A 12,352-nucleotide genomic window follows, 5' to 3' on the forward strand; every position below is an offset into this window, starting at 1 on the left:
ACCACCCGAAACCTGCCATGCCGGACGGCGCTAAAACTCAAAGCGCCTTGCGGAATGTCAGGTTGATGCGCTTGCGGCCCAGCGTTTCGTGGTCGCCGTCCTTCAGCGCCAGCACGCCGTGATAGAACAGGCGCGAGGGGCCGCCCCACACGACAACGTCGCCATGGTAGAGCGGCACCTTGCGGATCGGATCGGTCCGTTTCAGGCCGCCGAACTGGAAGGTCGCCGGCAGGCCGAGCGAGACGGAGACGATGGGGTTGGCGTGGTTGCGCTCGTCCTTGTCCTGATGCAGCGAGAGCCGCGCGCCGGGCTTGTAGAGATTGATGAGGCAGGCATCGGGCTGGAAGCTCGGATAACCGGCATCAGCAGCCGCGTCGATCGCGAGCTTCAGGAACGAGGCCGGCATTTCCGGCCACGGCTTTCCCGTCAGCGGGTCGTGAGAATCGTAGCGATAGCCAGTGCGGTCGCTCACCCAGCCGGCATTGCCGCAATTGGTCATCGCCACGGACATTTCGAAGCCGCCCGGCGTCACCAGATGACGGAAGGGGGCGTTGGCAACGACGCCTTCAAGGGCGGCAAGCAGTTCGGCCTCGAATGGCAGTGCGCGCCTTCGCAGCAGGATCGCACCGTCGGCGAGCTGCTCGGTGGGCGGTTCATGAAAAGCTGTGTCGTCGAAAAGATCTCTCATGGCCTGCTCCTTTACCCTGCGTCGGCAGTGCTTAGCGATCATGCGCTGCCGGGCAACCCGTTTCCTGCGTTCCGGCTTCGGGGTCTGGATACGCAACGATAACGCTGTTTTTAATCTTCTGGTGCTGCCGCCGTAGAATCTGATAGCTGGCAGCGATCGATCAAGGCCATGCAAGGCGAATGAACAAAACCGCCGTGAGCGCGTTGAGGTCGACAAACGAGGAGCCTATCCATGCATTCTTTCATTCGTAATTGTGCACTTTCGGCACTCATAGGTGTCGGCAGCCTGTCTTTTGCCCCATCGCTGGCATCGGCCCAGACATTGCAACTCCAGCTCGGACAGGATGGTCCGCGCGTCCTGATGCGGCAGGATTGCGAGGGCCGTAATCGCAACGATCCTGGCTGCCGCGATCGACGCGACAGGAGAGATCACCGCAGGGACGAACGCTACGGCAGCGATTCTCGCCGCGACGACAGAGGTCCGCGCTCCTGCACGCCGGACCGGGCGCTTGAAAAGGCCGAGCGCATGGGCGTGCGGCGCGCACGGATCATGGATGTCGGCCGTCGCACGATCGATGTCGGTGGCAGGTCGGAGGGCCGGCGGATTGTGGTCACCTTCAGCCGTGAACGCGGCTGCCCGGTTATCCGCTAACAGCCGATAGGCTGTGGCTCCGGTGTGAAAAGGTGCGGCGATCACATTTCTTTTCCAGCGGGGATACTGCGGTTATCATGACGATGGCTGGCCGACGTGAGTCGGCCGGTCATGAAATGGTTTAGGGGATACTTCGTGATGGTAGATCGCGTCTGGTCGATTCTGACTATCGCTGCCTGTTTCGGGCTCCTGGCGGCGGGCGGATGCTCGCGAACGTCCGATGGGTCCATCGAATTCCAGGGGCAGACGACCGACTGGTCCAATATGTTCAAGCGCCGGAGCGCGCCGGAACCGAGCCTGAGCGACGCGGTTGTCTATTCAAGTTTTCCCGCCCGTCCGGCTGAACCCGCAGTCGCCGCCCCGGCCACCAAACCCAAACCACGCGTGAAGGCCGCTCCGCGCAAGAGCAGGCCCGTTGCCCGTCCGGCGTCACAGCCGACGGCTGCGGCTCCTGCCAAGCCTGTCTCCTGCAGCAATGTGTCCCGGCCGGGCACCCGCGTGAAATATGTCTGCAAATAGGTTTCGGCCGCTGCATTCAAGCGCGGCAGGTCGTGCCTATCGCTGGTAAGGTCCGAAGCAGGCAGGATTGGTCGATACCCGGCAACCGGTATCGTAACGAGTTGAACTGTCCGAAAGATGCACGACGCCTGCGAAGCCGCCGGCAAACAGCGCTGAAATCAGGAAAACCACGCCTAGCCGGGTAACCATTGCCGCACTCCGTTTCGTCAACCGTCCCCAACGGTTTGCAATGTCACTTCGCCCGGATTCACTAAAGATTTAATCTAATTACGAAAAGCTTAACGCGCTGCGTTTCGCCACAAGAAAAAGCCGCCTCGCGAGAGACGGCTTTTCTTTGAGGCGGCGGGATAGGAGGGGACTTCACCCGCCGTTGCTGTCTAACAAGCTTCGGCCTGAAAGGTTCCATCGCGCGCGAAAGAAAGAAGTTCTGCGCCACGGGTCGTGCCGTGGAACTTTCATCGCGCGCTGCGGTTGCTGTGGCACGGGGCGATTTGGTGCCTCAACAATCCAAGGAGAATAATCATGGGTCGCGGAATCCTGCTGTGGCTGCTCGGTATACCTATCCCGATCATCATCCTCATCCTTCTGTTCGTTCGATAAGGGGTGGTCATGCAACAAACAATTTCATCGACCGAGGCGATCGTTCCGAGCGAATCCTCGTCATCCGCTGTCTCCTGGGCTGCAATCATCGCCGGCGCGGTGGCGGCATCCTCGCTGACGCTTCTTCTGATCGTGCTGGGTTCCGGCCTTGGCCTGAGTTCCGTTTCGCCATGGTCCGGCTCGGGCGTCTCGATGACAACCTTCGCCGTATCAACCGCAATCTGGCTTATCATCGTGCAATGGTTTTCGTCAGCTTTCGGCGGCTATATCGCCGGGCGGCTGCGCACGAAATGGTCGGGCGTCCATGACGACGAGATCTATTTCCGCGACAGCGCGCATGGGTTCTTGTCCTGGGCGCTGGCAACGCTGGTCGTCGCCGGCGTGATGGGCTCGGCCCTGACGTCGGTCGTGGGCGGTGGCGTGCAGGCCGCCTCGACGGTGGTTTCCGGCGCAACTTCAGCGGCTGGTGCCGGCGCAAGTGCGGCCAGCCAGAGCGGCATGGCTTCGCAGGCGAACGACATGACCTCTTACTTCGTCGATTCCCTGTTCCGTCCGGCCGATCCGGCTGCGGCCAATGCACAAGGGGCTGAAGGCAATGCGGCGGCGGCAGGCCAGGCCACGCGCATCCTGCTTTCCAGTGCGGCATCAGGTGAAGTGTCAGCCGAGGATCGCACCTATCTCGCGCAACTCGTCGCTGCGCGTGCCGGGATTTCGCAGGCCGACGCTGAAGCGCGCGTCGATGGCGTTCTGAAGCGGATAGAAACCGCCAAGACCGATGCGAAACAGGCTGCGGACACTGCCAGGAAGGCTGCCGCGACATTCTCGCTGGTGACGGCGCTGTCCTTGCTGCTCGGTGCTTTCATCGCTTCGGTCGCCGCACTTATCGGCGGGCGTGGCCGCGATGAGAACCCGGACGTCATGATCGTTCGATAACCAACGAGCGAGTGGATGCAAATGCCCGCCCCTTCACCGGGGCGGGCATTTGTTTGAGCAGCGCTCAATCATGAAAACATGAGCTTTTCTGGAACGTTCACTGCTCGGGGCAGTTGTCTTGCGAGTATCGAGTAAGCGTAGGAAGGGACGGATATGCAGGAAGATCGGAGACAGCTACGCGAGACGCTGCGCCAAACCTACGGCACCTTGAAGGAACTGCGTAAATCCCTTGCTGCGGTGGATGCAGACTATGCGCTGCACGACCTTGGAGCCCTGCTCTCGGTGGCTGAACAGGAAGCCTTGAACAGACTGCGCGAAAGCGAAAGCTGAGCCGCTGAAAGCAGTTTGATCGACTATTCCGCCGCAAACTGGCTGTCGACCGCGTCGTCCGGCAGGTTCGGATCGCCCGGTGCGGTTTCGCAGCCGAGATCGGGGAAGGCCACCACCCGGTTATTGCGGAAGTCGGTGCGTACCACCAGCAGGCCGCGTTCCTCGAAATAGGTCAGGAGCCGCCGTGCCCGCCGCGCCGAGTGACTGCCATAGACACGGGCTATTGCAGCGTCGGAAGGACAGGGCAAGCCGTTGACGGCTGCCTGTGCGACGGACAGGAAAACGCCCTGCATGTCATCGGGTACGCTTGCCGATAATTCCAGTGCATGCTGCCAGGTCTCGCTTTCGGCTGTCGCGCCATCGACGCCTGCGCGGGCGACCGCCAGCTTGCGCCGGAAGGCCGGCAGGGCCAGCGGCTCGCCGGCGACGCGCCGGATGCGGCAGCGGACCAGAAAATCCTGATAGAGGATGGCGTCGGAGCGGAAGGAGGCGTCCACGTCCTCAAGAATTTCGCGCAGCACGCCTTCGATCTGCATGTCGCGCTCGGCCTCGTCGATGATGGCGAAGACCGGTTCGGCCGGTGCTTCGGGTGCCGGCTTGGGTTGTGAAAGCTGGGCCAGGATATCGGCGGTCGGGGTGGGAGCTGGCGGCGGTGGCGTGCGCCGCACGATCGGGCGTCGTTCTTCCGGGCCGGGCGTAAAAATCAGCTCGCTGAGGTCTTCGCCGCTTTCCGGCAGCGGCATCAGCTTCGGGCTGGTCGAGCGGGGTGCGGTCTCGACATTGCCGATGGTGACGGGCAAAGGCCGGCGCGCGATTGCGGGCCCGAGCGCCACGAAATGGCCGCGGCCGAGGTCGCGGAACATTTCGGCCTGACGCCGCTCCATGCCGAGCAGGTCGGCGGCACGCGCCATATCGATGTCGAGGAAGGTACGGCCCATCAGGAAGTTCGAGGCTTCCGCCGCAACGTTCTTGGCGAGCTTGGCAAGGCGCTGCGTGGCGATAACGCCGGCCAGCCCGCGCTTGCGGCCACGGCACATCAGATTGGTCATTGCGGCGAGCGAGATTTTTCTGGCCTCGTCGGCAACCTCGCCGGCAGCGGACGGTGCGAAGAGCTGGGCTTCATCGACGACGACCAGAACCGGATACCAGTGGTCGCGCTCGGCATCGAACATGCCGCCAAGGAAGGCAGCTGCGGCGCGCATCTGCTGTTCGACGTCCAGTCCTTCGAGGTTGAGCACGACGGAAACGCGATGCTGGCGGATACGCGCGGCAATGCGGGTGAGTTCGGCCTCGGTGCGCGCGGCATCGACGACGACATGGCCGAATTTATCGGCCAGCGAGACGAAATCGCCTTCCGGATCGACAATGCATTGCTGCACCCACGGCGCGCTCTGTTCGAGCAGGCGGCGCAGCAGATGCGATTTGCCGGAGCCCGAATTGCCCTGCACGAGCAGGCGGGTCGCCAGCAATTCCTCAAGGTCGAGCATAGCCGGCGTCCCGTTGGACGTCGCGCCCATATCGATGCCTACCTTCATTGCGCCTCCTCGACGCGCCGCATGATTCTCTTGTCCATTTTAGGGGTCTAGCACAGCGGGCGGGAACAGGCGTGACGGAGATTCAAGCCTGAATTTTTATAGCTCTTAGCATTGCTACGTCGGTAATGGGGCCTGGGTTTAAGGAAACCCACAGATGAAAGGTCGCGGAGCTAAGCGCTGCGCTTGAAGCCCTCGCTGGCGACGAGCAGATTGCGCGTATAATCCTTGGTGACGCGGCGCGCGACGAGATCGGCTGCGGTCAGGCGTTCGACCTCTTCGCCATTCTGCATGACCATCAGCCGGTCGCACATATGGGTGATGACCGCGAGATCGTGGCTGACCATGATGAAGGTCAGCTTGCGGTCGGCGCGAATCTGCTCAAGCAGGTTCAGCACCTCGGCCTGCACCGAGGCGTCGAGCGCCGACGTTGGCTCGTCGAGCAGCAGGATCGATGGTTCGAGGATCAGCGCACGGGCAATCGCGATGCGCTGGCGCTGGCCGCCGGAAAGCTGGTGCGAATAGCGGAAGCGGAAACCGGAACCCAGTCCGACCTCGTCCAGCGCACGCAGGATGCGCTTTTCGGTGTCTTCGAAACCATGGATGGCTAAGGGCTCCAGCAGCAGGCGATCGACAGTCTGGCGCGGATGCAGCGAGCCGTATGGGTCCTGGAAAACCATCTGCACCTGACGGTAGAAAGCCTTGTCGCGTTTACGTCCCAGCGGCTTGCCGTTGACGACGATGGTTCCGCCCGCCACCGGCGCCAGCCCTGCAACCGCGCGCAGCAGCGTCGACTTGCCGGAGCCGGATTCGCCGACCAGCCCGAAGGATTCGCCGGAGGCGACAGTGAGGCTGACGTCATTCAGCGCGACGAAGCCGTCGAAGGTGACGCGCAGCCGGTCCAGTTCAAGGGCTGCGGTCATAGCGCCCATTCCGGCTTGCGGTCGAGAACGGGCAGCGGGTGCCTGTCGGCGTCGATCTGCGGCATGCAATTGAGCAACCCGCGCGTATAGGGATGCTGGGCGTTGCCAAGCTCGGTCGCCGGCAGCTCCTCGACGATCCTGCCGGCATACATGACGATGACGCGGTCGCAGAAGGACGAGACGAGCCGCAGGTCGTGCGAAATGAAGATCAGGCCCATGCCGCGATCGCGCACGAGTCGGTCGAGAATGCCGAGCACCTCGAGCTGGACGGTGACGTCGAGTGCCGATGTCGGCTCGTCGGCGATCAGCAGTTCGGGACCGGCGATCAGCATCATGGCGATCATGGCGCGCTGGCCCATGCCGCCGGAAACCTCATGCGGATAGAGCTTGTAAACCCGCTCGGGATCACGGATCTGCACGGCCTGGAGCATGTCCAGCGCCCGCTTGCGCGCCTCGGCCTTGCCGACCTTCTCATGGGTGCGCAAGGTCTCGACGATCTGGCGGCCGATGGTCATGACCGGGTCGAGCGAATATTTCGGATCCTGCAGCACCATGGCGATGCGCTTGCCGCGCAAGGTGCGCCGCTCACGCGCCGGCACGTGCAGGAGGTCGATGCCGCTGAACTCCAGCTTTTTGGCCGAAATCTCCGCATGCTCCGGCGTCAGGCCCATGATGGCGCGGCCGGTCTGCGATTTGCCCGAACCGCTTTCGCCGACGATGCCGAGCCGTTCCTTGCCGAGCGAGAAGGAGACGCCGCGCACCGCCTCGATGACGCCGGTGCGGGTCGGGAAGCTGACGCGCAGGTCTTCCACCTCCAGCAACGCGCTCATTGGCTGCCTCCGCGCGGGTCGAGCGCGTCGCGCAGGCCGTCGCCGAGAAGATTGAAGCCGAGGCTGACGATCAGGATGGCGAAACCGGGAGCGGCTGCCACCCACCACTGGTCGAGGATGAACAGGCGTCCGGCCGCGATCATCGCACCCCATTCGGGCAGTGGCGGCTGCGCGCCGAGGCCGAGGAAGCCGAGGCCAGCGGCGGTGAGGATGATGCCGGCCATGTCCAGCGTGACGCGCACGATAAGCGAGGAGACGCAGAGCGGCATGATGTGGCGCAGCACGATGCGCGTCGGTGACGCGCCCATGAGTTGCACGGCGGCGATGTAGTCGGAATTGCGCACCGTCAGCGTTTCGGCCCGCGCGATGCGGGCATAGGGCGGCCACGAGGTGATGGCGATGGCGATGATGGCGTTGCCGATGCCGGGCCCGAGTGCTGCAACGAAGGCCAGTGCCAGCACCAGCTTGGGAAAGGCAAGGAAGATGTCGGTGATGCGCATCAGCACCGCATCGACCCAGCCGCCGGCATAGCCCGCGACCGTGCCGACCAGCAGGCCGATGGGGGCGGCAATGATGGCGACGAGGACGACGACCTGCAAGGTCAGCCGCGAGCCGTAGATGAGGCGCGAAAGGATATCGCGGCCCTGTCCGTCGGTGCCGAGCCAGTGATTGGCATCGGGAAACAGCAGCCGCGAATTGGCGAGATCGCCAATGTAGGGGGAATAGGGCGCCAGCACATCGGCGAGTGCCGCCACCAGGCACAGCGCGAGGATGATCAGCAGCCCGATAACGGCGAGCTTGTTGGCAGTGAAGCGCCGCCACGTCAGGTAAGCGCGGCCGAGCCTTGCCTGCAGGCGTGAGGCCGGGCGCTCGGAAAGCAGCCAATCGCGGCGGGTCTGCATGGTTTCGCTCATCGTATCCGCGTCCTTGGGTCGAGTACGCGGTAGAGCAGGTCGGAGAACAAATTGAGCGCGATGAATACCGAGCCGATGACGAGCGTGCCGCCAAGCACTGCGTTCATGTCGGCGTTCTGCAGCGAATTGGTGATGTAGAGACCGAGGCCCGGCCAGGCGAAGACGGTTTCGGTCAGCACCGAGCCCTCAAGCAGGTTGGCATAGGACAGCGCGATCACCGTCACCAGCGGCACGGCGGCGTTGCGCAGCGCGTGGCCCCAGATGATGCGGGTTTCGGAAAGACCCTTGGCGCGCGCCGCGACGATGTATTCCTGCTGAAGTTCATTCAGCATGAAGGAGCGCGTCATGCGGCTGATATAGGCGAGCGAAAAATAGCCGAGCAGCGAGGCGGGCAGGATGATGTGGGCGAAGATATCGCGAAACGCGGCCCAGTCGCCGCGCAGGATCGAATCGAGGAGGTAAAAGCCGGTGATCGGGGTGAAGGTGTATTCGAAGACGACGTCGATGCGGCCGGGGCCGGCCGTCCATCTCAGCCGCGCATAGAATACCAACAGCCCCAGAAGCCCGAGCCAGAAGATCGGCACGGAATAGCCGACCAGCCCAATGATGCGCACGATCTGGTCGGCGATGCTGCCGCGCCTGACGGCGGCAAGCACGCCGAGCGGAATGCCGAACAGCGCGCCGATGATGGTGCCCAGCGAGGCCAGTTCCATGGTCGCGGGGAAGACGCGTCTTATGTCCGACATCACCGGGTTCGTGGTCAGCACCGAGGTGCCGAAATCACCCTGCAGCGCGCCTTTCACATAGAGGAAGAACTGCTGGTAGTAGGGCAGGTTCAGTCCCATCTCGATGCGCGTGCGCTCGACCACATGGGCCGGCGCGCGGTCGCCGACGATCGCCAGCACCGGGTCGATCGGGATGACGCGGCCGATGAAGAAGGTGACGGCCAGAAGGCCAAGATAGGTCGTCACCACGATCACCACGAAACGGGCGATCGCAGCGGCGCGGGCGGAGGCGCGACCGCTTTCGCGTTTCGCCTCCGCGCGTGTTTGCGTGTTGCTCAACGAACCGATCTTCTCGGTTCTATTACTTCGAGACCGGTGCCAGGAAGTTGCTGTCGAAGCTCGGTCCGAGCTTGTAGTTCTTGACGTTGCCGCGCAGGCCGGCGACTTCCGTCTGCTGGAAGATCATCACGAAAGGGCTGGTCTCCAGCGATTCCTTCTGCAGCTTCTGGTACATTTCGGCGCGCTTGGCGTTGTCGCGTTCCAGAAGGGCTGCCTTGGTCTGCGCGGTCAGCTCCGGCACATCCCAGGAATTGCGCCAGGCCAGCGTCTTGGTGGCGGCGTCGTCCTTGTTGTCGGGATTGCTGGTGAAGGTTTCCGCATTGGAGTTCGGATCCCAGTAATCCATGCCCCACTGGCCGATATAGATGTCATGGTTGCGGGCGCGGTACTTGGTCAGCGTCTGCTTGCCGTCGCCGGGAATGATCTCCAGCTTGATGCCGGCCTGGCCGACGGTCTGCTGGATGGACTCGGCAATGCCGGTGACCGGCTGGCTGCTGCGCACGTCCATGGTGACGGAGAAGCCGTCCTTCAGGCCGGCCTTTTCCAGAAGCTCCTTGGCCTTGGCGACATCGAGCTTGAACGGCGCATCGTCGAGCGAACCGAGCACGCCCTTGGGCTGGTAGGTCTGGCGGATCTCGCCGATGCCCTTGATCAGCGTCGAGCCGATCGCGTCATAGTCGACCAGATATTTGAAGGCCTGGCGCACTTCCGGCTTGGCCAGCGTCTCGTTCTTCTGGTTCAGGCTGATGTAATAGACCGTGCCCTTCGGTGCGCTGGTGGTGGCGAGCTTGTCGTTCTTGGAAACGGCATCAAGATCGCCGGGTTCGAGGTTGCGGGCAACGTCGATATCGCCGGTTTCCAGCATCAGCCGCTGCGTGGCGCTTTCCTTGACATGGCGATAGATGACACGGGCAAGTGCCGGCTTTTCGCCGTAGTAATTGTCGTTGCGCTCGAGAACGAGCAGCTCATTGGCGCGCCAATCGCGGATCTTGAACGGGCCGGAACCGGCAAAGCCGGTCTTGAGCCAGCCATTGCCGAAATCGTTGTCGAATTTGTAGTCGTCGGTCGGCGTCACCGGCGCGACGTGTTCCAGCACCAGCTTCTTGTCGACGACTGCGCCGACGGTGGCGGTGAGGCAGTTGAGCACGAAGCTCGGCGCATAGGGTTTGTCGACGGTGAAGACGAAGGTGTTGGTGTCGGCGGCCTTGGCCTTTTCCGTCACGTTCTCGCCGGTCAGGCCGAACTGGGTGAGGATGAAGGCCGGGCTCTTGTCCATCTTGACGGCGCGCTCGAAGGACCAGGCGACGTCTTCGGCGGTGATGGGGTTGCCGGAAGCGAATTTGAGGCCGGGCTTGAGCTTGAAGGTATAGGTCAGGCCGTCGTCGGAAACGGTCCAGCTTTCGGCAATGCCGCCCTTGACCTTGGTGGTGTCGGCGATATCGAGGCGCACCAGCATGTCATAGGAATTGCCGATGAATTCCGCGGGGCTGATCTCGAAGGACTCACCCGGATCGAGCGTGATGGTGTCGTCGATGGCCCAAGCCAGAACCAGCGTGTCGGCCGGCGTCTCGGCGAATGAAGGAGCGGCGGAGAAGACCAGCATCGACATTGCCGCGCCGGCAAGCAGCGGGCGGAAGCGAGCGTTCATTTTTCCCATCATCATCTTGGTTGTTCCCTGTTTTGTTGACGAAGTTATTATTCTTGTTAGGCGGCTTCAGTCCTCGTGCCAGGCGGAGCGCAGGACACGGAACCAGTTTTCGCGGCATAGTTTCGCCAGTTCCGCGCCACCATAGCCCGCGCCCTGCAAGGCGACAACGAGGTTCTGAAGGCCCGCCGCGGTGCCGATTTCCCTGGGGATCAAGGCGCCGTCGAAGTCGGAGCCGATGGCGACGCCATCGATGCCGAGCTTGTCGACGAGATAGTCGATATGGCGGACCATGTCGGAGATCGGCGTGTCGGCGTTTTCCCGCCCGTCGGCGCGCAGCATGGTGACGGCGAAATTCAGCCCGACCAGGCCGTTGCTCTCGCGGATGGCGTCGAGCTGTCTGTCGGTGAGGTTGCGCGCGACCGGGACCAGCGCATGCGGATTGGAATGGCTCGCCACCAGCGGCTGGTCGCTCAGCTTGGCGACATCCCAGAAGCCTTTTTCGGTGATGTGCGACAGGTCGATCATGATGCCGAGGCGATTGCATTCGCGCACCAGCTCGCAGCCGGCGTCGGTCAGGCCGGGACCGGTGTCCGGGCTCATCGGATAGGCGAAGGGCACGCCATGGCCGAAGACGTTGTTGCGGCTCCAGACCGGCCCGAGCGAACGCAGGCCGGCGGCGTAGAACACCTCCAGCGCCGCAAGGTCCGGCCCGATGGCCTCGCAGCCTTCCATGTGGAGCACGGCGGCGAAGACCTCGTCGGCCAGCGCATTGTCGATATCGGCCATGGTGCGGCACAGACGCCATGTGCCGGCGCGCTCCAGCTTCAGCGCGACCGCCGCCATCTCCAGTGCGATGTCGAGTGAGGGGGAACGTTCGAGCGGCTTGGAAAGCGGGGTCACATAGCTGCCGTCGGCGCCCGGTTCCTTCAGCACCAGATGGCCGGAGGGAATATAGATCGCGCACAGGCCGCCGGCGAGCCCGCCGGCACGGGCGCGGGGCAGATCGATATGGCCTTTGGCCGTGCCCTTGGCGAACTCGGCGACAGCGTCGCCGCCGTCCTTTTCATGCCGCCAGAGGCGAAGCAGAACGTCGTTATGGCCGTCGAAGACTGCGTGCATGGGCAACCCTTTTTGCATGGATGATGCAAATGGTTCGGGCAAGATCAAGAGATATCGGCGCGCCGCCTTTACTGGCTCGACCGAAACAAGCCGGCTGGTCTCACTGCCGTTGCGTCAATGCCGCGCCGGTATCTGCACGGGCGCGGCAAAGCAAAAGGCTGCTCAGTCCTCTTCATCATCGGTGGCGGACGCCCAGGAATGTGGGTTGATCTTCTTCTGTGTGCTGGAATCGGTGAATGCCCACCAGCCCACATCGTTCTCGTCTCCCTCGCCGCCAAGCGCCTTCAGCATCTCGGCCGAGCGATACTGGGCGATGGATTCGTTCTCCTGCCCGTCGGCGTCTTTCCAGAAGACGCGGACCTTGCTGCCGTTTTTCGGTGCGGTGGCGATCGGCTTGGGATTCGGCATCTTTGTTCCTCCTGATGTCCGCATGAAGGTAAGGCTGAATTCGCGAATGGCAATCGGGTCGTTCATGACTGTGAAGGCTGGTTAAGGTTAGTCGATCGTTAAAACTTGTCGGGCACATTCCAGCGACGGGACGACCGCGGGGGCGGTCGGCGATGGATTCGCGGTGGGGTAACTATGCTGGATATCGTAGGCG

General features: G+C 63.0%; 13 protein-coding genes. 3 read left to right on the forward strand and 10 right to left on the reverse strand.

The features are described 5' to 3' along the window. Positions 1-37 precede the first annotated feature (37 nt). A complete protein-coding gene (gene alkB, locus BM413_RS01925; protein WP_091909620.1) occupies positions 38-688 on the reverse strand; it encodes a DNA oxidative demethylase AlkB in 651 nt (216 codons plus the stop codon). Positions 689-919: 231 nt separating this feature from the next. Here alkB and BM413_RS01930 point away from each other — a divergent pair, with 231 nt between their 5' ends. Further along, positions 920-1,339: a hypothetical protein gene (locus BM413_RS01930; protein WP_091909623.1), complete on the forward strand. Its 420-nt coding sequence runs from the start codon at positions 920-922 to the stop codon at positions 1,337-1,339. A gap of 555 nt (positions 1,340-1,894) precedes the next feature. On the opposite strand, the gene BM413_RS32985 is transcribed toward BM413_RS01930, so the two are convergent. After that, positions 1,895-2,047 carry a hypothetical protein gene (locus tag BM413_RS32985; RefSeq protein ID WP_175544226.1) on the reverse strand — a complete coding sequence of 51 codons (153 nt, stop codon included), beginning with the start codon at positions 2,045-2,047 and terminating at the stop codon, positions 1,895-1,897. 420 nt (positions 2,048-2,467) lie between these two features. Between BM413_RS32985 and BM413_RS01940 the strand changes: the two genes are divergently transcribed. Continuing rightward, the gene (locus tag BM413_RS01940; RefSeq protein WP_091909629.1) at positions 2,468-3,391 is read left to right on the forward strand and encodes a hypothetical protein; all 924 of its coding nucleotides are present in this window, start codon (positions 2,468-2,470) and stop codon (positions 3,389-3,391) included. 153 nt (positions 3,392-3,544) lie between these two features. Further along, positions 3,545-3,721, forward strand: coding sequence for a hypothetical protein (locus tag BM413_RS32990; RefSeq protein WP_162931557.1), 177 nt, complete (start codon positions 3,545-3,547; stop codon positions 3,719-3,721). Between the two features lie 23 nt (positions 3,722-3,744). Here the strand turns inward: BM413_RS32990 and BM413_RS01945 are convergent, their stop codons facing one another. The 8 genes from BM413_RS01945 to BM413_RS01980 all read right to left on the reverse strand — a co-directional run bounded on the left by BM413_RS01945 (position 3,745) and on the right by BM413_RS01980 (position 12,159). Beyond that, positions 3,745-5,256 (reverse strand): helicase HerA domain-containing protein, encoded by a 1,512-nt coding sequence (locus tag BM413_RS01945; RefSeq protein WP_091909632.1) that lies wholly within the window; start codon positions 5,254-5,256, stop codon positions 3,745-3,747. 170 nt (positions 5,257-5,426) lie between these two features. Continuing rightward, entirely contained in the window at positions 5,427-6,176 is a 750-nt protein-coding gene (locus BM413_RS01950) for an ABC transporter ATP-binding protein (RefSeq protein WP_091909635.1), read from the reverse strand. Continuing rightward, entirely contained in the window at positions 6,173-7,006 is an 834-nt protein-coding gene (locus BM413_RS01955) for an ABC transporter ATP-binding protein (protein ID WP_091909638.1), read from the reverse strand. Before BM413_RS01955 ends, BM413_RS01950 begins: the two co-directional genes overlap by 4 nt. Next, positions 7,003-7,920, reverse strand: a complete 918-nt coding sequence (nikC, locus tag BM413_RS01960; RefSeq protein ID WP_091909642.1) for a nickel transporter permease — start codon at positions 7,918-7,920, stop codon at positions 7,003-7,005. The genes BM413_RS01955 and nikC overlap by 4 nt, the downstream gene beginning before the upstream one ends. Then, a complete protein-coding gene (locus BM413_RS01965; protein ID WP_091909644.1) occupies positions 7,917-8,984 on the reverse strand; it encodes an ABC transporter permease in 1,068 nt (355 codons plus the stop codon). The genes nikC and BM413_RS01965 overlap by 4 nt, the downstream gene beginning before the upstream one ends. A 22-nt stretch (positions 8,985-9,006) precedes the next feature. Then, positions 9,007-10,647 (reverse strand): ABC transporter substrate-binding protein, encoded by a 1,641-nt coding sequence (locus BM413_RS01970; RefSeq protein ID WP_162931558.1) that lies wholly within the window; start codon positions 10,645-10,647, stop codon positions 9,007-9,009. A 51-nt stretch (positions 10,648-10,698) separates the two neighbouring features. Then, positions 10,699-11,751: a dipeptidase gene (locus BM413_RS01975; protein ID WP_091909647.1), complete on the reverse strand. Its 1,053-nt coding sequence runs from the start codon at positions 11,749-11,751 to the stop codon at positions 10,699-10,701. Positions 11,752-11,913: 162 nt separating this feature from the next. Continuing rightward, a complete protein-coding gene (locus BM413_RS01980; protein WP_091909650.1) occupies positions 11,914-12,159 on the reverse strand; it encodes a hypothetical protein in 246 nt (81 codons plus the stop codon). Positions 12,160-12,352: the final 193 nt, after the last annotated feature.

The sequence above is a fragment of the Mesorhizobium sp. YR577 genome, from assembly GCF_900116595.1.
GTDB lineage: Bacteria > Pseudomonadota > Alphaproteobacteria > Rhizobiales > Rhizobiaceae > Mesorhizobium_M.

Bases quoted from the DNA above. Each gene is read 5' to 3' on its own strand.
- alkB (WP_091909620.1), bottom strand. From the start codon at position 688: ATGAGAGATCTTTTCGACGACACAGCTTTTCATGAACCGCCCACCGAG.
- BM413_RS01930 (WP_091909623.1), top strand. From the start codon at position 920: ATGCATTCTTTCATTCGTAATTGTGCACTTTCGGCACTCATAGGTGTC.
- BM413_RS32985 (WP_175544226.1), bottom strand. From the start codon at position 2,047: ATGGTTACCCGGCTAGGCGTGGTTTTCCTGATTTCAGCGCTGTTTGCC.
- BM413_RS01940 (WP_091909629.1), top strand. From the start codon at position 2,468: ATGCAACAAACAATTTCATCGACCGAGGCGATCGTTCCGAGCGAATCC.
- BM413_RS32990 (WP_162931557.1), top strand. From the start codon at position 3,545: ATGCAGGAAGATCGGAGACAGCTACGCGAGACGCTGCGCCAAACCTAC.
- BM413_RS01945 (WP_091909632.1), bottom strand. From the start codon at position 5,256: ATGAAGGTAGGCATCGATATGGGCGCGACGTCCAACGGGACGCCGGCT.
- BM413_RS01950 (WP_091909635.1), bottom strand. From the start codon at position 6,176: ATGACCGCAGCCCTTGAACTGGACCGGCTGCGCGTCACCTTCGACGGC.
- BM413_RS01955 (WP_091909638.1), bottom strand. From the start codon at position 7,006: ATGAGCGCGTTGCTGGAGGTGGAAGACCTGCGCGTCAGCTTCCCGACC.
- nikC (WP_091909642.1), bottom strand. From the start codon at position 7,920: ATGAGCGAAACCATGCAGACCCGCCGCGATTGGCTGCTTTCCGAGCGC.
- BM413_RS01970 (WP_162931558.1), bottom strand. From the start codon at position 10,647: ATGATGATGGGAAAAATGAACGCTCGCTTCCGCCCGCTGCTTGCCGGC.
- BM413_RS01975 (WP_091909647.1), bottom strand. From the start codon at position 11,751: ATGCACGCAGTCTTCGACGGCCATAACGACGTTCTGCTTCGCCTCTGG.
- BM413_RS01980 (WP_091909650.1), bottom strand. From the start codon at position 12,159: ATGCCGAATCCCAAGCCGATCGCCACCGCACCGAAAAACGGCAGCAAG.